Origin of the sequence: Actinoallomurus sp. CA-142502, from assembly GCF_050936355.1 — a bacterium.
GTDB lineage: Bacteria > Actinomycetota > Actinomycetes > Streptosporangiales > Streptosporangiaceae > Actinoallomurus > Actinoallomurus iriomotensis.
This window is the reverse complement of the sequence record NZ_JBNJMY010000001.1, coordinates 4507248-4529900: the sequence shown is the minus strand read 5'-3', so window position 1 is coordinate 4529900 and position 22653 is coordinate 4507248. Positions and strand designations below refer to the sequence as shown.

15 protein-coding genes are annotated in these 22653 nt (G+C 69.9%); 5 read left to right on the top strand and 10 right to left on the bottom strand.

All coding sequences use genetic code 11. From position 1 onward, the window contains the following. The first annotated feature begins 22 nt into the window (after positions 1–22). Entirely contained in the window at positions 23–2779 is a 2757-nt protein-coding gene (locus tag ACQEV1_RS21725; protein ID WP_433395609.1) for a glycosyl hydrolase family 65 protein, read from the top strand. 308 nt (positions 2780–3087) lie between these two features. Here ACQEV1_RS21725 and ACQEV1_RS21720 read toward each other — a convergent pair whose 3' ends face one another. Further along, the gene (locus tag ACQEV1_RS21720) at positions 3088–4956 is read right to left on the bottom strand and encodes a DNA/RNA helicase domain-containing protein (RefSeq protein ID WP_433395607.1); all 1869 of its coding nucleotides are present in this window, start codon (positions 4954–4956) and stop codon (positions 3088–3090) included. Between the two features lie 200 nt (positions 4957–5156). On the opposite strand from ACQEV1_RS21720, the gene ACQEV1_RS21715 reads away from it, so the two are divergent. Then, positions 5157–7010 (top strand): DNA/RNA helicase domain-containing protein, encoded by a 1854-nt coding sequence (locus tag ACQEV1_RS21715; protein ID WP_433395605.1) that lies wholly within the window; start codon positions 5157–5159, stop codon positions 7008–7010. A gap of 55 nt (positions 7011–7065) precedes the next feature. Here ACQEV1_RS21715 and ACQEV1_RS21710 read toward each other — a convergent pair whose 3' ends face one another. Further along, a complete protein-coding gene (locus ACQEV1_RS21710) occupies positions 7066–7797 on the bottom strand; it encodes an FAD-binding oxidoreductase (protein ID WP_433395603.1) in 732 nt (243 codons plus the stop codon). Between the two features lie 525 nt (positions 7798–8322). Here ACQEV1_RS21710 and ACQEV1_RS21705 point away from each other — a divergent pair. Further along, positions 8323–12606: an AAA family ATPase gene (locus ACQEV1_RS21705; RefSeq protein ID WP_433395601.1), complete on the top strand. Its 4284-nt coding sequence runs from the start codon at positions 8323–8325 to the stop codon at positions 12604–12606. A 12-nt stretch (positions 12607–12618) separates the two neighbouring features. On the opposite strand, the gene ACQEV1_RS21700 is transcribed toward ACQEV1_RS21705, so the two are convergent. The 6 genes from ACQEV1_RS21700 to ACQEV1_RS21675 are packed head-to-tail and all read right to left on the bottom strand — an operon-like array spanning position 12619 to position 17776. Continuing rightward, a complete protein-coding gene (locus ACQEV1_RS21700; protein WP_433395599.1) occupies positions 12619–13377 on the bottom strand; it encodes an SDR family NAD(P)-dependent oxidoreductase in 759 nt (252 codons plus the stop codon). Further along, positions 13374–14303, bottom strand: coding sequence for a 3-keto-5-aminohexanoate cleavage protein (locus tag ACQEV1_RS21695; RefSeq protein ID WP_433395597.1), 930 nt, complete (start codon positions 14301–14303; stop codon positions 13374–13376). The genes ACQEV1_RS21700 and ACQEV1_RS21695 overlap by 4 nt, the downstream gene beginning before the upstream one ends. After that, positions 14303–15178, bottom strand: coding sequence for an LLM class flavin-dependent oxidoreductase (locus ACQEV1_RS21690; RefSeq protein ID WP_433395595.1), 876 nt, complete (start codon positions 15176–15178; stop codon positions 14303–14305). The genes ACQEV1_RS21695 and ACQEV1_RS21690 overlap by 1 nt, the downstream gene beginning before the upstream one ends. A 7-nt stretch (positions 15179–15185) precedes the next feature. Continuing rightward, positions 15186–15962, bottom strand: a complete 777-nt coding sequence (locus tag ACQEV1_RS21685) for an HpcH/HpaI aldolase family protein (RefSeq protein WP_433395593.1) — start codon at positions 15960–15962, stop codon at positions 15186–15188. Beyond that, entirely contained in the window at positions 15959–16867 is a 909-nt protein-coding gene (locus ACQEV1_RS21680) for a hypothetical protein (RefSeq protein ID WP_285619789.1), read from the bottom strand. The genes ACQEV1_RS21685 and ACQEV1_RS21680 overlap by 4 nt, the downstream gene beginning before the upstream one ends. Before the next feature lie 18 nt (positions 16868–16885). Continuing rightward, positions 16886–17776: a DUF6282 family protein gene (locus ACQEV1_RS21675; protein WP_433395591.1), complete on the bottom strand. Its 891-nt coding sequence runs from the start codon at positions 17774–17776 to the stop codon at positions 16886–16888. A 276-nt stretch (positions 17777–18052) separates the two neighbouring features. Between ACQEV1_RS21675 and ACQEV1_RS21670 the strand changes: the two genes are divergently transcribed. Together ACQEV1_RS21670 and ACQEV1_RS21665 are read left to right on the top strand one after the other, a co-directional pair. Further along, a complete protein-coding gene (locus tag ACQEV1_RS21670; protein WP_433395589.1) occupies positions 18053–19351 on the top strand; it encodes an MFS transporter in 1299 nt (432 codons plus the stop codon). Then, positions 19348–20394 (top strand): hypothetical protein, encoded by a 1047-nt coding sequence (locus ACQEV1_RS21665; RefSeq protein WP_433395587.1) that lies wholly within the window; start codon positions 19348–19350, stop codon positions 20392–20394. Before ACQEV1_RS21670 ends, ACQEV1_RS21665 begins: the two co-directional genes overlap by 4 nt. Here the strand turns inward: ACQEV1_RS21665 and ACQEV1_RS21660 are convergent. Together ACQEV1_RS21660 and ACQEV1_RS21655 are read right to left on the bottom strand one after the other, a co-directional pair. Further along, positions 20358–21164: an IclR family transcriptional regulator gene (locus tag ACQEV1_RS21660; RefSeq protein WP_285619795.1), complete on the bottom strand. Its 807-nt coding sequence runs from the start codon at positions 21162–21164 to the stop codon at positions 20358–20360. The genes ACQEV1_RS21665 and ACQEV1_RS21660 overlap by 37 nt on opposite strands. Positions 21165–21285: 121 nt before the next feature. Further along, the gene (locus tag ACQEV1_RS21655) at positions 21286–22440 is read right to left on the bottom strand and encodes a DUF6406 domain-containing protein (protein ID WP_433395585.1); all 1155 of its coding nucleotides are present in this window, start codon (positions 22438–22440) and stop codon (positions 21286–21288) included. Positions 22441–22653 lie beyond the last annotated feature (213 nt).

Sequence of the window (22653 nt, the reverse complement as noted above, 5' to 3'; positions counted from 1 at the left end):
ACCGGGCAAGGATGTGCGTCGAATGACGAGATCGCGTTTCCATCGTGATCGACCCCGCCGCCTCGTACAGAGCGCGGCGTCCGTCCTGTCGGCGCTCGCCTGCGTGGTGCTGGGCGCGGTGGCGGTGCCGGCCTCGGCCGCGCCGCCGCCGGGCCGGCTCACCGGCGAAGGCTGGGTGCTGAGCACGACCGACGCCTCGAAGAACTATTCCCCGACGTTCGTCGGCAATGGTTACCTGGCCGCGCGGGTGCCGGCGGCGGGCGAGGGGTACAGCAGCAAGCCCATCGTCACCCAGTCCGAGCTCGCCGGCTTCTACGCCCGTCCCGCCGGCCAGAACGAGCAGCGAGCCAGCCTGCCGAGCTGGACCACGCTCGGCTTCGGCCGCAGCGGCGGCGTCTACGGGACGGGGAACTGGTCCTGCGCGTTCGACCAGCTGTGCCCGGCGGCGTACGGGAAGATCTCCGGCGGCGCGTTCGTCGAGAGCTCCCACTCCGGCTCGACCGTCGGCGGCTACCTGGCCGGCCTGAACACCAACGGCCAACCGACGGTCGGCGGCACCGACGTCATCGAGATCCGCGACGCGCCGGCCGGCACGGCGACCCTGGCGGTGCGGTACGGCAACGCGAGCGGCGGCCCGCAGTCCATCCACCTCGGCGTGAATGGCACGCGCCAGCAGCTGACCGTGCCCAGCCTGTCCAGTTGGGACGACTGGGGGGTGGTGACCGTGCCGGTGACGCTGAACGCGGGCGCGAACACGCTCGAGGTCACCGTCGCCCAGGGTGACGAGGCGCGGGTGAACGTCGACTACCTCGCGCTGTATCCGGACGGCGGGCAACGACCGACCCAGGTCGCCACCGACGCGATCGGCACCACCAATGAGTACGAACAGTCGCTCGACCTGCGCACCGGGGTGCTGAGCACGTCGTTCGACTGGACCTCGCCCGCGGGTGACACGACCAGCTTCGCCTACGAGGTCAACGCCAACCGCGCCGACGGTCATCTGGGCACGGTGAGCGTGAAGGCCGTGCCGCACTGGAGCGGAACGGCCACCGTCGTGGACGAGTTCGACGGCCGGGGACTGAACCACGCCTCCACCTCGGACCCACATGTGGACGGCAGGACCGCGACGCTGTCACAGACCGTCGTGAGCGACGGGAAGCTGGTCACCGCCGGGCTGAACTCGGTGCTGCGCGTCAATGACAAGACCATGCCCACGGAGACGATCGCCGCGTCCGGCGACGGCAGCGCCGGGCAGAGCGCGGCCTTCCCCGTCCACGCCGGTCGGACGTACCGGATCACCAAGTACGTCGGCGTGGCCTCCAGCGCCGACACCGACCGGTCGCTCAAGGCCGCGAGCCCGCAGCGGGCCGCCGCGGACACCGCGTCCCGCGCCGCCAAGGGCGGCTACCAGCAGGCGCTCGCCCGCAACGACGGCGCCTGGGCACGCCTGTGGCGGTCCGGCATCTCGATCCCGGGTGACACGACCACGACCGCGCGGATCCACGCGTCGATGTTCTACCTGCTCGCGAGCATGCGCGCCGGTGTCACGTGGAGCGCCAGCCCGGGCGGGCTGTCCTCGGACGGCTACGCCGGTCACGTGTTCTGGGACATGGAGACCTGGATGTACCCGGCGCTGCTCGCCCAGTTCCCCGACATCGCGGTCGGCGCGAACACCTACCGGCAGAAACTCCTGCCCGGCGCCGAGGCCGACGCCGCGAAGCTGTCCACTCCCACCCAGCCGATCAAGGGCGCGAAGTTCCCGTGGGAGAGCGCGCAGAGCGGCACGGAGCAGACCCCGCCGTGCTGCACCACGGGCAAGAGCGAGATCCACATCAACTCCGACGTCGCTCTGGCGCAGTGGCAGTACTACGAGGCGAGCGGCGACAGAACGTGGCTGCGGGACAAGGCCTGGCCGGTGCTGAGGGACATCGCCGACTACTGGGCCACGCGTGCCGTGCCCGACCCGACCGGCGGATACGACATCAACGACGTCATGGGCCCGGATGAGTACCACGACAACGTGAACAACAGCGCGACGACCAACGCCGGCGCGCAGGCGTCCCTGCGTATCGCCATCCGCGCCGCCGGCATCCTCGGCCGGACCGCCGATCCGGCATGGAGCAAGGTCGCGGACGGCCTGAAGATCCCGGTGGACGCAACGGCCAATATTCATCCGGAGTTCTCGGGATACAACGGGCAGACCGTCAAGCAGGCCGACGTCACCCTGCTGCAGTACCCGTGGGGTGTGCCGATGTCGTCCGGCCTGGCGCAGAACGACCTCGACTACTACAAGCAGCACACCGACCCGAACGGCCCGTCGATGACCGACGCGATCGCCGCCATCAACAGCGCCGCCCTCGGATCGCCCGGCTGCACGGTCTACACCTACCTGCGCGACAGCGCGGACCCGTTCCTGGCCGCACCGTTCAACCAGTGGTACGAGACCCGCAACGGCGGAGCGTTCACCTTCACCACCGGTGAGGGCGGCTACCTGCAGGAGTTCCTGTACGGATTCACCGGGCTGCGCTGGGGAACCGACTCGATCACCATCAACCCGTTCCTGCCGCCGCAGCTACCGGGCGTCGACATCACGGGAGTGAAGTGGCAGGGGCGCACGTTCGACCTTTCGGTGGGGCAGCAGGCGACGAAGCTGACCCTGCGATCCGGCCCGCCCCTCCCGGTACGGACCGCGGACGGCAGCGTACGCAAGGTCACACCCGGCAAGACGCTCCAGACACCCACCAGGCACCCGGCAGGCGACGCGACACAATGCTCGTGACCGCTCCGGGCACGGACCCGACCACGTGACCCATGGCACGGCCGACCCGTGGCGTGCCGGCCGTGCCGTGTCGTAAAAGGTGGGACAACCGAGCGCCCGCGTCGGCAACCTGGCCGAGAACAGGCTTCGTGCGCGGGCCAACAAAATGGAACTCTCCAGCCGGCGTAAGGATGACGGCACCGAACGCGCCCACGCGGTCCTGCGTGCCGCGACGGGGCGAGCCAGCGCCGGACGTTCGCTCCCAGCACGGTAGAACCCATAGCGCCGGGTCAACGCGCCGGGTCAACACCGGCCAAGAGGCGCACCACTCACGTCGGCCTACGCAGACCTTCCAGGTACTGCTGTGTCTCGGCGTCGGTGGAGTACAGCCGGCACCCTCGGGTGCCGCGCGTCATCAGGACGCGGTAGGTGTTGAGCGCCAGCGGAAGGTACTTGTCAGGCGTGATCTGATACATGGCAGGGTCATGGCTCTCAACCGGCTCGACTTCCCAGCGCGCGCCGCGGCGCACCAGGTCGGGCCCCATGATGACCGCGCTGTAGTCGTACTCGAGCCCTTGCGCGGTGTAGATGCATCCCACCTGGCGATGGCCGCCCGGATCGGTGGCCCAGAACTCCTTGCCCGGAACGTCCGCTCCGTCAGGTTCGATGAACGCGTGCCGCGAGTTCCATGGATACGTCCATCGGACAGAGAGTTCGGACCGGCGGTCGATGTAGACGATGTCCACATCGTTGTGCAGCGTCTTCTGGGATCGCGGTTTTGGCCAGGGCCAGCAGAACCCGGCCGAAATACGAGCGACGGCCCCGTTCACCGTGTGGTCGTCGACCCATGCCTGTAGCTCGCCAGGGTCGGCCATTACGTCGAAGTCATAGTCGTCACCACGCCACTCCCCCGGTCGCGCTTCCCGCGAGAGCAGTTGGTCGATCCATGCCAGGTAGTACTGAGAGCCGCCGCAGCGGAACTGTGTCTGGAGATCGACCAGCGTGAACGTCGCTTCCGCGGCTTCCGCCGCCTTGCTGATGTAATCGACGGTCACACCCTCGTGCGGCCGGATGATCTGACGCTCGTCCAGAAAGAAGACGCACACCTGTGTGCTCGCGATGAGAGCCGCCACTTGGTCCTCAGGGCCCCTGGTGCCCATCCGATGCGCTTCGTCGACAAGCAGGACCTCGCGCGACGGGCGCCGACGGGGGTAGTCCTTCGGATGGAGGAACAGACCCTTCGCCGCAGGATCCCCGGCCGCACGGATCAACTGTCTGCGAAGCGTGCCCGAGGGCGTCAGGTAGCGGGCCCGGACGTCCTCACCTTGCTTCGGGATATCGGCGACAAGACGTACCGCGATGACGGTCTTGCCGGTGCCGGGTCCACCCCTCACCGCGATGACGTGCTTCTCTCCATGTCCCAGCGCCGTACGTATACCGCGCAGGACGTGAAGTTGCGCCTCCTGCTGGGCACCGACCAGAACGAAGTCCGAGTCGTTGGCGAGAACGTCCCTGAGCCGGTCAAAGAGATCGAACGACGGCTTATGCCGAGCGTTCTCGAACGCCTGGACGAGAGCCGCGTCGGGCGTGGTCAGTCGCGGCCATGCCAGGCGCTCCCCCAAACGTCGCAGGCCCCCCGGATCCGCCGCATCCTCACGGCCCAGCAGCGCGACTTCCGATTCCTGTCTACCCACCACCGCATGGCCGAGCTTGTCGACCACCTGCCGGTCCGCGTTGTGCAGAAATACCAGCCCGTGTACCTGCAACGCGACTTCCGCAGGGCTGATCCACGTGCGGAGATAACGCATGTATCCCCCGGCCTGCCGGCAGGGATGCGGGCGGAGCTCGCCGCCGACCAGCACCGACGACAGGGGCCTGGGCTCGGCGTCGTCCCACTGCTTCAGCTCCACGACGACGGCCACCAGCACGCCATCGGGGTCGGCCCCGAGCAGAAGCGCGTCGATCCGCTCTCCGCTGCCCGGAAGTTCGTACTCCAGCTCCAGCCAGAGGTCCGACAGGCCGGCTCCGACCAAGAGGTCGAGGAGCGGCGGCCAGCTGTTCAGCCAGCTGCGGTACTCAGCATGGCCAGGCGGCTCGCCGTACTGAGCTGCGAAACGGCGCGCAGCCGCCGTGGCCGCCTCCGCGGGGGAGGCGACCCTCCTGGCGACATCTCGCACGAAACCCTTCAAGATCGACATATGCGGACGGTAATAGCAGACGCCGACGTTCTTCGCGAGGAAGCCGACTCACTCCTTCCAGGACACCCGGCAGTTGTAGTCTGCACGTGCTAAGACATGCGGCCCGACGGGCTTCCGACGGTCGGCTCCGAGCGCGGACATGCCCCCACCCGCACGAGCCACTTCGTGCTGCCTGGGGGAAATGCGTGACGGCGCTGCGGATGCCCGCTGAGAATCTGATCGGCTCGAAGGTGGAAGACCGGCTCTCCGAGATCCTCGCCGAAAATCTTCAGAAGATCACAGGCCGCTGGACCCCCGAGCCGGAGCGAAGGTCGTGGGAGCGGAGCCTGCCGGTGCTGGCTCGCGACCTGGTCGATGCAGGGCTCGGCAAGGTCGAGATGCTCATCGAGTACCAGCTTCCGCTCACGAGCCGACGGGCGGACGTGGTCCTCGCAGGAGTGGACGCACGGACCGGTGAGGACGCCTACGTCGTCGTCGAACTCAAGCAATGGAGCCATGCGGAGCTGTACGAGGAGGACGAACATCTCGTTCTGGTCGAGGGTTACCGCGGTGAGCACGGTCATCCGCTGCTTCAGGTACAGGGCTACTGCGACTACATCACCGACTTCGTCGGCTACGTGAGCGAACGACCGGAGGCCGTACGCGGCGTCGCGTACCTGCACAACGCCGCGGACCTCGACGTCCAGGATCTGTTCCAGCTCGCCTCGACCGAGCGCACCAGGCTGTTCACCAAAACGCGTCGTGGCGCGTTCCTCGAGTACCTGCGGTCGCAGTTCGCCCCCGCGGCCGGGGCCAAGGCAGCCGACCGGCTCCTGGACAGTGCGACTCGGCCGTCGAAGCAGCTACTCAAACTGGCCGCCGCCGAGATCAAGGATCGGGAACAGTTCACGCTGCTCGCCGAGCAGCGGGTGGCGTACGACCTTGTGCAGCATGCAGTGCGCAACGCGGAGCATTCCGACAGCAAGGAGGTCGTCATCGTCACGGGCGGTCCTGGCAGCGGGAAGAGCGTCATTGCGCTCTCCCTGCTGGGCGACCTGTCCCGACGTGGTGTCTCCGTGCTGCACGCGACCGGATCGCGATCGTTCACCCAGACGATGCGGCGTCACGTCGGCAAGGGCTCGTCCCGTGTGAAGAACATGTTCATGTACTTCAACAGCTTCATGCAGGCCGAGAAGAACCGGCTCGACGTACTCATCTGCGATGAGGCGCACCGGATTCGTGAGACCTCCGCGAACCGTTTCACCCGGGCGGCGCAGCGGACCGGGCGACCGCAGGTGGACGAGCTGATCGCCGCCGCGCGGGTGCCGGTGTTCCTCCTCGACGAGCACCAGGTCGTGAAACCGAACGAAATCGGCACGGTCGAGGCCATCGAGTCCCACGCGGCGAAGCTGGGCCTCAAGGTCCGCCACGTTCCGCTCGATGGGCAGTTCCGGTGCGGCGGCAGCCGAAAGTATGAGGCCTGGGTCCTGCGCCTGCTCGACCTCGAACCAGGAGGGCCTGAGCCGTGGACCGGTGACGACCACTTCGAGGTACGGCTCGCCGAGTCACCGTGGGAGCTGGAAGATACCCTCCAAAACAAGCTGAAAGACGGGTACTCCGCGCGGATCTCGGCCGGCTACTGCTGGCCGTGGAGTGATCCGCAGGACGGTCGTCTCGTCGACGACGTCCGTATCGGCGACTGGGCCAGACCGTGGAACGTCAAGGGCGAGCGGGCCGTCGGCGACGCACCGGCCAGCGCGCTGTGGGCGACCTTCGATGGCGGGTTCGAGCAGGTGGGTTGTGTGTACACCGCCCAGGGCTTCGAGTACGACTGGTCGGGTGTGATCCTCGGACCCGACATCGTCGCCCGCGACGGTCGGCTGGTCACCGTACGCCAGGCGAACAAGGATCCCGACTTCAAGCGGCGCACGATCACGGACGCGCAATACGCACGGCACATCCGCAACATCTACAAGGTGCTGCTGACGCGGGGAATGGTCGGCACCGTGGTCTACGCCGTCGATCCGGGAACGCAGGAGTTCCTCGCCGAGTTGCTCGGAGAGACGAGAAGCTGACGCAGGTCGTGGCCGCTGAGCGCCGGCGCCTCCGCTGAGAACCGAACCGAACGCGCTACTCCAGGTCGGCCTGCCAGAGGTCAGGGCCGAAGACCTCGTAGTGGATGTCGTCAGATACGACACCTCGCGTGAGGAGTGTGCCTCGCAGGGCGCGCATGAAAGGCAGCGGGCCGCACAGGTAGTAGATCGCGTTGTCCGGCAGGTCGACCACCGAGAGATCCATGGTCCCGTGGAAGACGCCGTTCACCGGTTCGATGCCGTGAGCGTCGTTCTCGTACCAGACGTACAGCTCCGCGTGCGGCAGTTCCACGACGTCGTTGACCACCTGGCGGCGCAGCGGGAAGACGGCCTCCTCCAGGTCGGCATCGAGCATCGTGATGGGCGGTCTGGACTCGACCTGCGCGAGGTGGGAGAGCATCCCGGCCACCGGCGTGATGCCGATTCCCGCCGAGGCGAAGACGGCCGGTCGCCCGGAGTCGTCGAGCACGACGTTCCCGTACGGGAGGGACAGCGTCAGCATGTCGCCCACGTCCACCGAATCGTGCAGGAGCGTCGATATCTCGCCCGGTGGCCGGCCGTCGCCTCCCTCGACCCGTTTGACCGAGAACTGGCGGTGCGCCCCGTCGTCGGCTCGGGTCAGGTTGTACTGGCGCGGTTGGAGTACCCCATCCGGCATCCGCAGCCGGACCGTGACGTTTTGGCCGGGCAGTGAGGTTCTCACCAGGCGGTCGTCGATGCGCTTCACCACGAAGGTGACGACGTCCCGGGTCTCCCGGCGATCGCCCACATCGAGTGATGGTTGACGATCTGGTACTGATCGGGGCGGATGCCGAGGGACGCGTGCTTGTGCGCGATCCAGGAGAGCAGGTGCTCCGGTGTTCCCTCGGGGTCTCCAGCAGTTTGGTGGCGTACGCCGCCACCGAGCCGGCCAGTGCCCGTTGCTGCTCCCCGCTCGCCTGGTTCCCCCGATTGAAGACGCCGTCCAGGAGTTCGGGATGGGCGCTGAACATGTGCTCGTAGAAACGCTCGGCGATCTCACCGACTCAACGGGTGCCATGCGGAACGACCGCTGGATCCGCGCCGTCTCTTTTCGACCTCAACCGAACAGGGCCGCTCACCTGCGACTTCCCCCCGCAGGTCGAGGCCCGGCCCGTCCTCCGAGAACGACCGGCCGGAGTCGGCCAGTCTCCCCCGTCCACGTTTCCGTCGCCGGCGGCGATATCCAGGCGTGGGGGAGGATGAGCACGTACGGCGGATGCGGGCCGGTGTTCGGGCCCGCATCGCTCGGGCGGCGCGCGGTGCCGGGGGTGGCTTGCTGCGGTGGTCGCCGGCGACGCTGTTGTGCGTTCTGTGCGGCGGCGCGTTCGGGCCGCTGGTCGCCACGGCGCTCAGTGTCGCCGGGGCGGGGGTCGCGGCGGCGGCCATCGAGACAGCGGCCTCCGTGGGCGGAAACCTCCTCGCCGACGTGATCAGTACCGGGATCGACCGGCTGCGCGGCGCTGAACACAGTGCGGGCCAGGAGCAGATCGAGGCCGAGGTCGAGCGGCTGATCGGGGAGATCCTGGAGGCCGGCGGCGACCGGGCGCTGGAGCTGCGGAGCGAGATCGCCTCGGTGGTGCGGACGGTCGGGGCGACGGGAGCCGCGCTGGAGGAGGCGGTCGCGAGCGGCGATCGGGAGTTGCAGGCGCTGCTGACCGGCGCGATGACCGGGCTCGGCGAGGAGTTCGCCGAGTTCCGGTTCCTGCTGGACGAGGTGGGCGAGGTCCTCGCGGCCATTCAGGAGGAGCTGAACGAGCAGGGGGCCGCGCACCGGCAGATGGTCGACATGTTGCGCACGCAGAACACCGACCTGCGCATGATGCGGGAGACCGTCGCGGTGATCGAGCGCCGCGTCCGCGCCGACGACGGCGCGCACCCGCCGGACGACCCCGTACGGTGGCCGGACGGGTCGCCGTACCGCGGGCTCGCGCCGTTCGAGGAGGACGACGGCGAGATCTTCTACGGGCGCGACCTGGTCACCGCGGAGCTGGTCGGCACGCTCGGCGAACGCCTGGCCGGGACTTCGCTCGTGATCGTCAACGGTCCGTCTGGCGTCGGCAAGTCCTCGCTGCTCCGGGCCGGTCTGCTGCCCGCGCTCGCCCGTGGTTCGCTGTCCCCGCAGTCCGCCGCGTGGCCCCGCGTGGCGATCACGCCGGCGCGGTCGCCGCTGTTGGAGCTGGCCACCCACCTGGCCACCATGGCCGGTACGGACGCCGCCCTCGCCCGCGAGCGCCTGGCCGGACACCCCGACCAGGCGTATCTGCTGGCCCGTCAGGCGGTGCTGGCGGACGCGAACCGCCGTGGGATCCCGGCGGCGTCCGCCGCGCGGCAGCGGCTCGTCCTCGTGGTCGACCAGTTCGAGGAGGTCTTCGCCCCTCGGGTGGAGGAGTCCGAACGCTCGGCGTTCGTCGCCGCGCTGCGGGTGATGGCCGGCACGCCGTACGGGCCGGCGGAGCAGCCGCCCGCGGTCGTGCTGATCGCGCTTCGCAGTGACTTCCTGGGCCGCTGCGCGGCGTATCCCGCGTTGCGGGAGGCGTTGTCGAACGGCAACTTCGTCGTCGGCCCGATGGAAGAGCCGGAGCTGAGGCAGGCGATCGTCGGCCCGGCCATGGCCGCCGGGCTGCGGATCGATCCGGGCCTCACCGAGATGATCCTGGCCGACCTGCGCTCCAGTGCGGCACCCGGCGCGTACGAGGCCGGGGCGTTGCCGTGGCTGTCCCAGGCCATGCTCATCACGTGGCGGCACAGAGAGGGCGACCGGCTGACCGCCCACGGTTACGGGAGGTCCGGCGGGGTCCGCGGGGCGATCCAGACGAGCGCCGAAGACGTCTACGAGAGTCTCACGGGCGCCAGGCCGGAGATCGCCGGCGACCTCTTCCACGCCCTCACGGACGTCTCGGGCGATCTACGGCTGTCGCGCCGCGAACGGCTCCGGACGGACCTGTACGCCGGCCGTCCCGAGGCCGAGCGCGGCGACGTGGACGCCGTGCTGGAGGCGTTCGCGGCGCAGCGGCTCCTCGTCCTGAGCGAGGACAGCGTTCAGATCTCCCATGACGAGCTGCTGCGCTCCTGGTCACGGCTGCGCGACTGGCTGGAGCCCGACGTCACCGTCGCCGCGGTGTACGGCCGGCTCCTGAAGCGGGCCGCGGAGTGGAATGGCAACGGCCGGAATCCGTCGTACCTGTACCGGGGCGCCGAACTGGTGGCCGTGCAGGAGGCCCGCGTCACGTGGGAGGCCGACCCGGCGCGCTATCCGGTCACGGCGGACCCGCTCGACTTCGTGACGGCCTCGGAGTACGCGGCCCAGCGCGCCGCCCGCCGGAGACGAGCCGTGCTCGCCACGCTGGCCGGGCTGACGGTGGTCGCGCTCATCGCGGCCGTCACCGCCGTGTCGGCGGCGGGCGACGCGAACCATCAGCGTGCACTCGCGGTCTCCCGCCAGTTGGCGGCGCAGAGCGAGACCATGGAGCGGACCGATCCCGTCACCTCCGCGCTGCTGGCCGCGGCGGCCTGGCGCACCGCGCACACGGACGACGCCCGGTACGCCATGCTCAACCTCCTCCAGGAACCCGACCGGGGAGCGTTCACCGGCCATGACGGGCCGGTCGACTCCGTGGCGTTCAGCCCCGACGGCAGGACTCTGGCGACGGGCGGCGCCGACGGGACCGCACGGCTGTGGGACGTCGCCACCCGCCGCCAGAGCGGAGCGCCGCTCGCCGCGAAGGACGGCGCGGTGAGCACGGTCGCGTTCAGCCCTCGCGGCAGGACGCTCGCCACCGTCCACCTCGGTCCCACGGGAGGCGTACGGCTGTGGGACACGGCCTCTCGCCGCCAGATCGGGCCGCCGATCGCCACCGGCCACGGAGTCGTCCGCTCCGCGAGGTTCAGCCCGGATGGACGGACCATCGCCACTGCGGGCGACGACGGAACCGTACGGCTGTGGGACGTCGCCACCCGCCGCCAGGTCGGCGCACCGCTCATCGCTCACGGTGGGACGGTGGCGTTCAGCCCCGACGGCCGTACGCTCGCGACCGGTGACAGCGCCGGGACGGTGCGGCTGTGGGACGTCGCCACCCACCACCGGACCGGCCGGCCGATCACGGTCCGGCCCGCCGCGGTACCCGGCTCCCTCTTCCGCCCGAAGGGTGTCGAGGCGGTGGCGTTCAGCCCGGACGGCCGCACGCTGGCCACCGGCGGCGCCGACCGTACCGCGCGCCTGTGGGACGTCGCCGCCCGCCGGCAGATCGGCGAACCGCTCGTCACCGGAGGCGTCTTCGTGAACGCCGTGGCGTTCAGCCCGGACGGCCGTACGCTCGCCACCGGCGGCACCGACGACACGGTGCGCCTGTGGGACGTCGCCACGCGGCGCCAGACCGGCTCACCGCTCACCGGCCATACCGGCGACGTCAAAGCGGTGGCGTTCAGCCCCGACGGCCGCGGTCTCGCCACCGCGAGTGCGGACCGGACGGCGCGCCTGTGGAGCGTCTCCGTCCACCGTCAGACGGGCGCGCCGCTCACCGGCCACGGCAACGCGGTCTACTCGGTGGCCTACAGCCGGGGAGGGAACGTCCTCGCCACCGCGAGCGAGGACCGTACGGCACGGCTCTGGGACACCCGCACCCATCGCCAGATCGGCATGCCGGTGACCAGTCCCACGGGGTTCTTCTACGACGTGGCCCTCAGCCCGGACGGCCGCACGCTCGCCACCGGCGACAGCGAGGGCGTCGCGCGGCTCTGGGACGTCACCGCACACCGCTTGATCAGCTCGTTCGTCGCCGGGCAGGGCACGAGCGTGGACAACGTGGTGTTCAGCCCCGACGGCAGGAGGCTGGCCGCCACGGACGGCGACGGGACGGCCCGGCTGTGGGACATCACCACCCACGCCGTGGTCCTCGTACTGGTCGACGGCGCCGGCATCGACGTGATCGCGTTCAGCCGGGACGGCCGCCTGCTCGCGACCGGCGACGCCGACGGCGCCGTCCGCCTGTGGGACGCCCGCACCGGCCGCCGGATCGGCACGCCGTTCACCGGGCACAACGGGCCCGTCGGCGCGGTGGCGTTCAGCCCCGACGCCAGGACGCTCGCGACGGTGGGACGTGACGGAACCGCGCGGCTGTGGGACGTCGCGACCCATCGCCAGATCGGCGCCCCGCTGATCGGCCAGGACGAGCAGGCCGACGCGGTGCCGTCCGGCCCGGCCGGCAGGACCATCCCCACCGGACATCACCTCGACGTCTTCGGCCTCGCGTTCAGCCCGGACGGCCGGACCTTCGCGACGGCGGGCAGCGACGGCAAGGCCCGGTTGTGGGACACCGCCACGCACAATCAACTCGGCGGACCGCTCATCGGCCACTCGGGTTCCGTCACGGACGTGGCGTTCGGCCCCGGCGGCGGAGTCCTCGCCACCGCCGGAGCCGACGGGACCGCACGGCTGTGGGACGTGAGCGCGCCGGGCGACCCACCGGCCTCACTCTGCGCCGTCGCCGGACGGTCCCTCACGCGCGCCGAGTGGGACCGGTACGTGCCTGGCCAGAGTTTCCAGCACGTCTGCGGTTGACCCGGAGTGCCCTCAGGCGAGGAATCCCCCGTCGACCGGCAGTACGACGCCGCTGATGTGGCTCGCCCGGTCGCTCAGCAGGAACGCCGCGGTCGCTCCGACCTCCTCCCCCGTCCCCACCTTGCGCAGCGGTGTGGCGGCGATCCGGGCCTCCACGCCGCCGGGGATCGTGCGGCGCAGTTCGGCGAGCATCGGGCTCTCGGTCGGGCCGGGGGCTATCACGTTCACCCGGATGCCGAGCGGGCCGAAGTCGTGGGCCGCCGTTCGGGTCAGGCCGATGACCGCGTGTTTCGTCGCCTGGTAGGCGCCCATTCCGGAGCTGCCGCGGAGGCCGCCGATGCTGCTCACGTTGACGATCGAGCCGGAGCCCTGCCGCTCCATGACGCGCACCTCCTCGCGGATGCACAGCCACGTGCCCTTCACGTTCACGGTCATGATGCGGTCGAAGTCCTCCTCGGAGACCGCGTCGAGGCGCCCGGCGCCGCCCATCGCGGCGTTGTTGTACGCCCCGTCGAGGCGGCCGAACCGGGTGACGGTGGCGTCGATGAAGCGGGCGACGTCCGCCGCGTTCGCGACGTCGCCGGTCGTGTACGCCACGTCGTGGCCCGCCGAGGTGAGCTCCGCGGTGAGCTTGGCGAGCGGTTCCTCGCCGCGCGCGACGAGCATGAGGGCGGCGCCGTCCCCGGCGAGGACGCGCGCGGCGTCGGCTCCGATGCCCGTACTGGCTCCGACGAGGACGATGACCTTGCCGGCGAGCGGCGGTGTGCTCATGAGACTCCGTCCGTGATGCCCCGGAGCGCGAGCATCGCGCGGGCATCGGCTGGTGTGGCGATCTGTTTGCCCAGGTCCTCGATGACGGCCCGGATCTTCCTGACCTGCTGGGCGTTGCTCTCCGCGAGCCGCCCCTTGCCGATCCACAGGCTGTCCTCCAGGCCCACCCGTACGTGGCCGCCGAGCCAGGCGCTGTGGGTGCCGAAGCTCAGCTGGTCGCGGCCGGCGGCGAAGGCGGAGAAGGTGTAGTCGTCGCCGAAGAGCTTGTCGGCGATCCGCACCATGTGCTCCAGGTTCTCGTGGTCGGCGCCGATGCCGCCGAGGACGCCGAACACGCCCTGGATCATCAGCGGCGGCTTGGCCAGGCCCTTGTCGACGAAGTACGCGAGGGAGTACAGGTGCCCGATGTCGTAGCACTCGTACTCGAACCGGGTGCCGAACTCACCGAGCGTCCGCAGCGCGTGCTCGATCCGGTCGAAGGTGTTCAGGAACGGCTTGGAGTAGGTGGCCCGCACGTACGGCTCCTCCCAGTCGTGCCGCCACTCGGTGACCTTGTCGGCGATCCCCGCGTACACGAAGTTCATCGTGCCCATGTTCATCGACGCCAGCTCGGGCCGGAGGCGTACGGCGGCGGCCAGCCGCTGCTCCATCGTCATCGCCGACGAGCCGCCGGTGGTGATGTTGATGACGGCGTCGGTGTTCGCGGTGATGGGCTCGACGATCTCCTCGAAGACCTCGGGCGAGGGCGTCGGCCGGCCGTCCGGCTGCCGGGCGTGCAGGTGCACGATGGCCGAGCCGGCCTCGATCGCCTCCAGCGCCGCCTCGGTCACCTGCGCGGCGGACAGCGGCAGGTACGGGCTCTGGGACGGCACGTTCACCGAGCCCGTCACCGCCGTGGTGATCATGACCTTCTCCGCAGCCCGCATCAGTACGTCCTCTCCATGGCTGTTCGATGATCGGCGGCGAGTGCCCGGTACGCGTCGAGCTTCGCCTCGTCGAGCGGGCCGACCAGGCTGAGCGCGACCTGTGTGGCGCCCGCGTCGTACTGCCGTCGCAGCGCCTCGCGTACCTGCTCCGGCGTGCCGCAGGCGACGAGGGCGTCGACGAGCCGGTCGGACCCCGGCGGTGCGAGGTCGGCCTCGGTGAACCCGAGCCGCGTCAGCTTGGCGATCTGGTGCGGCAGCGTCAGGTAGTAGGCGAGGCGTGCGCGCGCGACGTCACGGGCCGCGGCGCGGTCACGGCCGACCACCGCCCACTGGACGACCGACAGGAACAGGTCCGGCCCGATCTTCTCGCGCGCCCAGCGGGTGTGCTCCGGGGTGACGAGGAACGTGATCAGCCCGTCGGCGCGCTCCGCGGCCAGCCGCGTGATCCCGGCCGAGTACGCACCGAGGACTCGCGGTACGGTGCCGCCGCGGCGCGCGAGCGTCGCGTCGATCCCGTCGAGGTAGTCACGCAGGAACGGCAGCGGGCCGATCCCGCGCTCGCGGACCGCGCCGCTGACGCCGAGCCCGAGCACGTAGCGCCCGGGATATCCGGCGGCGAGGTCGCGGGCGGCGGACGCGGCTGACTTCGGTACGCGTTCGAGCGCGCGGGCGACGCCGTTGCCGACGATCAGCCGTCGCGTCGAGCCGAGCACGAGGGCGGCGGTCGTGAACGCCTCACGCCCGGCGACCTCGGGGATCCAGACCATGCGGTGGCCGCTCTCCTCGAGCACCCGGACGAAGCGCGCCACTTCTTCGTGGTCGAGGCCGTCCAGCTCGGCGATCGACAGGGCGGCCGACGGCAGGGACAGCGTCATGACAGGGTCACATCGCTTCCCGGAACGCCGTGACCAGATCGCGCGCGGCCTCCGCCAGCATCGACGTGTCGTTGCTGAGCAGGACGAAGTCGCAGCCGTCGCGTGCCGCCCGCGCGGCCCGCTCGGGCACGCCGCCGAACGCGAGCCCGCATCTCTTGCCGGCGGCGTGCGCGGCGTCGAGCGCCGAGCCGATCAGTTCGAGCACGTCGGGCGAGGCCGGCGTGGACCCCATCGACATCGAGAGGTCCGCGGCGCCGACGAACACCGCGTCGATGGAGTCGAGGGCGAGGATCTCCGGCGCGGCCTTGATCGCGTCGACGCTCTCCAGCTGCGGGACGCACAGCACGTCGTCGTTGCCGGTGGCGAGGTAGTCGGCGTTCGGGCGCAGTCCCCACGCTCCGGCGCGGCTGGTGCCGCCCGCGCCGCGGACGCCGTGGGGCGGGAACCGGCACGCCCGCCCGACGGCGGCGGCCTGCTGGACCGTGTCGACGTGCGGTACGAGGATGCCCATGGCGCCCGCGTCGAGGATCTTCTGGATCGTCGACGCCGTCGTGTCCGGCACCCGTACGAGGGGCACCATGCCCAGCGCCGCGGCCGAGTTGATCAGCCGGTACGCGGTCTGCAGGTCGAGCGGCGCGTGCTCCATGTCGATCACGACGAAGTCGAACCCGGCGAACGCCATGATCTCCACCGGCTCGCCCGAGGCGATCTTCAGCCAGGTGCCGAGCGGGACGGCGTCGCGGTCCGGTGCGAACAGCCCCGCACCCGTACGAGCGGCGCTCATGGCATCGGGTAGTCGTCGGCGTTGAGCACCCAGCCGGGCTTGGCGGAGAAGTCCGCACGCGGGGGGCTGAAGATGTCGATCAGCTGGTTCACGCCCGGATCGGCGGCCGCGGAGGTGTGCACGGTGGGCGGCGGGATGATCGCGACGGACGGGCTGCCGAGCCGTACGTGATCGTCGTCGCGCCATCCGGTGCTGTCGCTCAGCCAGGGGGTGCGGATGTGGTGGACGTACTCGCCCCGTACCGCCAGGGACAGCTGCTCGAAGTCGTCGTGCGTGTGCGGTGAGAGCTTGTGCGGGTCGCGCGGGCCGGTGACCTCGGGCAGGAAGTTGACCATGAACGAGCGGGTGCGGAAGATGCGGCCGAACCGGGCCGGGTCGTCCGGCACGTCCGCGAGCCGGTAGTACCGCACCGCCGGCCCGCCAGGGGGCTCCGGCCATCGCCGGAGCAGGGCCACGCGCGGGTGGTCCTCGGCGTACGCGGCGGCGTTGGCGGCCCGGTCCCGCCACGCGGGCTCGGTGGCCTCGACCAGGCGGATGAGCGGGCCGTCGCCGTGCACGCCGATCCGCGAGGCGCCGGGCGGCACCACGACGAGCCCGGGCGCGTCGATCAACGTGGCGCCGTCGTCGGTGATCACCGAGAAGGCGGGAGAGTCACCGGTGACCACCACGGCGAGTTCGCCGTCGAGCGTGCCGTTGTCGAGGTCGTCGCCGGCCCGTGCGTCGGTGTGCACGAGCACGACGTTCTGACCGCGGACGATCGCGGTGCGCCCGTCCGGTGTCCCGGCGTCCGGCGACGCGAGCCGGTGGAAGTCGAAGTACTGCGGGGCCGCGATCGCCGCACCGCTGTCCGGCCGCGGCGTGGTCGCCGTCGCGAGCGATGAACGGGGGTCGTCCTTCTCGTACACGGTGGTATGTCCTTTCGCTCAGGCGTCGAGGTTCAGCAGGTAGGTGGGGTTGTCGCGGACCATGCGCCGCAGGTCCTTCTCGGCCAGGCCGAGGTCGAGCAGCGCCCCGGCCACCCGCATCCACGCGTCCACCGGTTTCGGGTTGGCCGCCTGCCCGAAGTCCGAGGCCAGCACCGTGTGCTCGGGGCCGAGCGTCTCGATCCAGGTCAGCAGCTTCCTCGGGTCCCACTTCTGCGTTCCCTCGGGGTCGTACATGCCGATCTCGTGTTCGACGTACGCGCCGAGGTCGATGAGCTCGCGGCACAGGTCGGGGTCAGCGCCGATCACGAAGTCGGGGTGGCTGACGACCATCCGCGTCATCCCTCGCTCGTGCGCGGCCTGGAACAGCGTGCGGATGTAGGCGGGGTACATGTGGCCGCCGTTGACGACGGCCTCCTGCGCCTTGATCTCGTCGAGGATCTCGATCACTTCGTGCTTCAGCTCGCCGTCCTCGTCGACGATGTCGATGCGCTCCAGCGTCAGGGGCACCGTGGTGGTCGGGAAGGCCCCGTCCTCGGGGTGGCACTCGATGTGGCGGCCGGAGGAGATGGTCGGGAACCAGACGACCTTGCCGCCCATGCGCAGGCACATGCGCACCGCGTGCACGTTGAGCCCGCCGACGGTGCTGTTGAGCGCGACGCCGCCGTACGCGGTGGCGGCGACGTCGGCGAGACGTCCCTTCATCGCGAGGATGTCCATCTGGGTGTTGTGGTGGTGGGACTTGGCGACCATGGCGCGCATCCCGATCCGGGCGCCGTCCTGCGCGGCCTCGACGTGGTCGAAGCGGCGGGGGAACGGGCTGGGCCCGGAGTGGACGTGCATGTCGACCAGGCCGTCCAGGACGGAGGCGATGGCGGGACTCTGAGTCATGGAGCCACCCTTCGTTCGCAATGTGAAGTCACTGTTCACTATAGGACCGGATGTCAACCCTTATTACGGTCTTGTGTCACGGAGATCACATGCTGCACTATTAGGACGTTCACTTTGTGAACACGCAGTTCGGGGCGACGCCGACTGTGGTGTCGACGAGCTGCGGTACCGGGCAGCCGACCTCGGAGGACGACCATGTCCACACCGCCCCACGCAGCAGTGCCGCACCCAGCGGCGCCGGACGACGCTCGCCCCCACCCCTCACACGGCCCGGACATGGCCAAGGTGCGCGCCGCGGTGCGCGGCGGGGCGCTCGCCTACTTCGTCGACCAGTTCGACATCTACCTGCCGATCGTCGTGCTGGCGCCGGCGACGGTCTACTTCCAGTCGGCGTCTCTGAGCGCGAGCACGACGGCCCTGCTGTCGTCGCTGGTGTTCGCGTCGACGCTCATCGGCCGTCCGCTCGGCGCGCTGATCTTCGGCCACTTCGCCGACACCGTCGGGCGCAAGCGCACGACACTGGTCGCGGTCGGCGGCTTCGGCACCATCACCCTGGCGACCGCGTGCCTGCCGGGCCACGAGACGATCGGGACGTGGTCGGTCGGCCTGCTGATCGCGCTGCGGTTCGTCGACGGGATCTTCCTCGGCGGCGAGTACACGACCGCGGTCCCGCTGGCGATGGAGTGGAGCCCGAAGCACAAGCGCGGCCTCTACGCCTCGATCATCACCTCGACCTCCCCCGGCGCGTACGTCGTGATCGCCGCGATCACGCTGCTGATGCTGCAGCTGCTGCCGTCCGCCGGGCTGCACAGCGGCTACGTGCAGTGGGGCTGGCGGGTGCCGTTCCTGGTCGGCGCGCTGCTGTCGGCCCTGCTGTTCCGCTACTACCTCAGGCAGGTGCACGAGCCGCCGGCGGAGCTGACCGGTGAGCGACACAAACTGCCGTTCGTACGGCTGCTGGTGCGGTACCCGAAGGCGCTGGCGCAGGTGTTCGTGCTGATGACCGGCACGTGGCTCGCGACCAACATGGAGGCCGCCGTGACACCCGCGCAGCTGAAGGCGCACCTTCTGCTGTCCAGCAAGCAGGTCACGCTGACCATGCTCGTGATCAACGCGTCCGCCGCACTGGCCTATCCCGTCTTCGGCGTGCTGTCCCAGCGCATCGGGCGACGGCGGTTCTACATCGGCTACGGCCTGTCGGTCCTGGTGGTGGGCGCCGGTTCGTACTCGCTGCTGATGGTCTCGAACGGTGGCCTCGGCGCGGCGCTCGGCTGGGCCATCCTGATCGGCGTCTTCACCGTCGGCACGTTCGGCCCGATCGCCGCGTACCTGACCGAGCGGTTCCCGGCGAGCATCCGTTCGACCGGGTACGGCGTCGGTTACAGCCTCGCGCTCATCGCGCCGGCGTTCTACCAGTTCTACCTGCGGCAGTTCGACGGCGTCGTCTCGGCTCACCTCGCCCCGGCCGTCCTGATCGCGCTCGCCGGCGTACTGATCAGCCTCGGCGGCTTCCTCGGCCCGGAGACCAAGGACGTGGACATGGCCGACGACGACACGATCCCCGCGCTGTCTTGACCGGACGGAAGACGACGGTCGGCGGCCTGGTCACCGCCAATCCGGTGTGGGTCGGCTCGTCCGAGCTGACCATGACGCTCGACGGGCTGATCACCTGCGTCGACGCGGGCGCCGGTGCGGTGGTGGCGAAGTCGGTGAACGAGAGCGCCGCCGCCCGGCGGCAGCTGGACATCGCGGACTACGCCTTCGTCTCCGCCGGCGGGCGGGTACGGCCCGCCGGCGCGGCGCGGCGCGGTGACGGCCTGCTGAACCGCTCCGGGCTCGCGCAGGTGGACCTGGACGACTGGCTCGCGCTACTGGCCGCCGGGGTCGAGCACGGCGCGGCCCGCGGTTGCCCGGTGATCGGCAGCATCACCCTGGGCGACCCGGTCGCGGCCGCGCGCATCGCGCACGCGATGGCGGGTGCGGTGCCCGCCGTCGAACTCAACATCGGCGCCCCCCACGGCCGCGAGGCACCCGCCGTACGGCAGCTGACCGAGGCGGACGCCGTGCACGACGCCGTACGGGTCGTACGGGCCGCCGTGGACGCGCCGCTGTTCGTCAAGCTTCCCGGGCAGGCGTCCGACGTCGTCGCGCTCGCCCGTGCCGCCCGCTCGGCCGGTGCGGACGCCGTCGGGCTGGTCGGGCGTTACCCGGGCTTCCTGCCCGACCTCGGCGGCGGCGCGGTGCTCGGGTCCTGGGGGGCGTGGGGATCTCCGGCGTGCCTGCCGATGAGCCTGTACTGGGTCGCCAAGGCGCGTACGGCGCTCGGCGCCGACGTGCCCCTGGTCGGCACCAACGGCGCGCGCACCGCGACCGACGTGCTGCGGTTCCTCGCCTCGGGCGCGCGCGCCGTCGAGGTCGTCACCGCGCTGTGGATCGGCGGACCCGCGGCGCTCGCGGAGCTGGTCGCCGGGGTCGACGCGTATCTCGACGCCCGCGACCCGGACGAGTTCGTCGGCAGCGCACTCGCCGGAGCGCGCGAGTACAAGGACATCCCGCCGGTGCGGCCGCCCGCGTGGCTGCCCTACACCGCCCGCTGGTCGAGGTCGTCGGGCCGGTAGTGGCCGCCGAGCTCGCGGGTGAGCTCACGCGCGGTGTCGACGACGACGCGTAGCTCGGGAGCCTCATCGGACATCGACAGGGTGTTGTCCGGGCCGACGATGGCGATGGTGGCGCAGATGCCGTACTCGTCGAAGACGGGCGCCGCCACCGCGACGACGCCGGGAGTGCTCATCGCGGAACAGTGACCGACGGCGCGGACCCGTTCGACGTCGGCACGGAGCTCGTCACGCGCCGGACCGGGGAGGTTCGCCGTCAGCCGTTCCATGGACAGCTGGTCGACGTGGTAGGCGAGGAAGATCTTGCTCTGCGCCGTGTCCAGCGGCAGGTGGCTGCCGACCCGTACGGAGACGATGACGACGGTGGAGACGTTCTCCTCGACCCGGGAGACCACCGGACCGGTGAGACCCCAGAGACTGAGCACCACGCTGGTCTGCGTGGCGCGGGAGAGCGCCTGCATGTGACGCGGCGCGAGGTTGACGACGCGACGACGGCCGATGGCGAAGGCGCCCAGCTGGAGCAGCAGACCACCGGGGACGTAGCCGCCCTCGGGGCTGCGTTCGAGCAGCCCGGCCGCGACGAGCGACGTGCAGTAGCGGTACGCCGTCGTGCGGTTGAGGCTGAGCCGCTCGGCGACCTCGCTCGCGGTCACCTCCGGCGTGGCCGGATCGAAGAGCGACAGAATCTGGCTGACACGACTCACCGCCTGGATGTCGGCCTGGTCGCCACGGTCGGCACGGGCGGCATCCGGCGACCGCGTCGATTTGGTCACGGGAGCCTCCGCCTGACGATGGTCGAGAGCTGACAGGCGTGTTCACTTGGTGAACACGCCTGTCAGGCTACCTGAATCGTCCGCGGTGCTCTGCTCCAGGGCGCGCGGTGCTCCACTCGCGTCACTCGACTCTTGTCAGTACGACGGTCCAGTCGCTACCACTGGAAGTTTCTACGCGATCGAGCTTCCAGGTCTGGTCTCGAACCGGGAAGGTGTCACCAGGACGCAATTTAAAATCTTGCTCGTCGTCTGTGTCCACACTAAGGAGGACTTCGGGAGGGTCCCCGTCTTTTCCGGGATTTACGTACACCACACCGAAACTACCAAGCGAAGTGTTTCGTTGACGACCTTGTCCCAGATGAATCTCAGTAACTGACACGACTACTCCAGAGTACTTGAGTTGCCGGTCGGCGCTTCGACCATTGAGGTCATAGCCGGTCGGAAGCTCGAACGTTCGCGCAGGACTCCCGGTCAGCTGGGTGAGCAGTTCAGCGCGATCACTTGGATTGCTGCCCTGGTTGAGCCGAACATAGCCGGTCGGCAGGTCCCTTCCCCCTCCCTGAACCTTCCAGCGCTCCCCCCACTTCTCCCGACGTCCATCACTCCATGTCTGGTCGACTCCCGCAATGGCTTTCTCCAGCACCGGAGCCCACGCGGCCCCGACACCGCCCGCATCAGCGAGCGAAGGCCTCTCGGGCTCGTCGTCGTGAATCGGCAGCTCAGGAGTCACGACGAGATTGATGGTTCTACCGGTGGGTTCATATCGCATGCGCGACATCGAGTATTTGGCCTCGTGGAGACATACCTGATAATTCCCGTCATTCCCCTCGCGCACACATTCACGGATGGCATCTGGTCGATGCCCGGCGACGGCTCCGAGAGTGGCGATGATCCCGCAGTCACCAAGAACACCTTGCTTGGTCTGCTCTCGGACAGGCACTCCATCGAAGAGCGGTGTACGCGTCCCATCAGGTCGCTCCAACGGTGTGCTGTAGCGATCCGGTACACGCTCCGGCTTCTCACCGGGGTCTTGGAAGTCCGGCCTGTCGACGGTCTCGGACAGTTCATGCGGGACGTCGCTTCGATCGAGCTTGGATGCCGCCTGTTTGAGGCGGTCGAGAAGACCTCGCTCGACTACAGCGTCTTCGAGAACAGCCGCACGGATGTTGTCATCGGGCAGTCCGTCACCAGTGATCGTCCTGCTCTGTACATCCTCGGTCTGCGTATCAGCATCGGAGTCCGACAGCTCTCCGTCATCCGCCTCACCCAACTCCATGGCGGTGGTCGCCTCATCTGAGGCGGCCGTCGCCGGTGGGGCGTCAGACCGACTCTCAATGGTCTCGGTTGACGACTCCACGGCACCCTTGTTCGCGGCAGCGGCGATAGCCCTGCTGTCCGCCCGAGACGGAAGACCCAACCGGATGGGACTACATCAGCGAGCGATCAGCCTGTCGGCCGGCTGACGACTGCTCCTGCGCGAGATTCGGCA

Coding starts and splice junctions, on each gene's coding strand:
- ACQEV1_RS21715 (WP_433395605.1), top strand. CDS start 5,157: ATGCCCGCTGAGAATCTGATCGGCTCGAAGGTGGAAGACCGGCTCTCC.
- ACQEV1_RS21720 (WP_433395607.1), bottom strand. CDS start 4,956: ATGTCGATCTTGAAGGGTTTCGTGCGAGATGTCGCCAGGAGGGTCGCC.
- ACQEV1_RS21675 (WP_433395591.1), bottom strand. CDS start 17,776: ATGACTCAGAGTCCCGCCATCGCCTCCGTCCTGGACGGCCTGGTCGAC.
- ACQEV1_RS21670 (WP_433395589.1), top strand. CDS start 18,053: ATGGCCAAGGTGCGCGCCGCGGTGCGCGGCGGGGCGCTCGCCTACTTC.
- ACQEV1_RS21725 (WP_433395609.1), top strand. CDS start 23: ATGACGAGATCGCGTTTCCATCGTGATCGACCCCGCCGCCTCGTACAG.
- ACQEV1_RS21695 (WP_433395597.1), bottom strand. CDS start 14,303: ATGCGGGCTGCGGAGAAGGTCATGATCACCACGGCGGTGACGGGCTCG.
- ACQEV1_RS21685 (WP_433395593.1), bottom strand. CDS start 15,962: ATGAGCGCCGCTCGTACGGGTGCGGGGCTGTTCGCACCGGACCGCGAC.
- ACQEV1_RS21655 (WP_433395585.1), bottom strand. CDS start 22,440: ATGGAGTTGGGTGAGGCGGATGACGGAGAGCTGTCGGACTCCGATGCT.
- ACQEV1_RS21690 (WP_433395595.1), bottom strand. CDS start 15,178: ATGACGCTGTCCCTGCCGTCGGCCGCCCTGTCGATCGCCGAGCTGGAC.
- ACQEV1_RS21700 (WP_433395599.1), bottom strand. CDS start 13,377: ATGAGCACACCGCCGCTCGCCGGCAAGGTCATCGTCCTCGTCGGAGCC.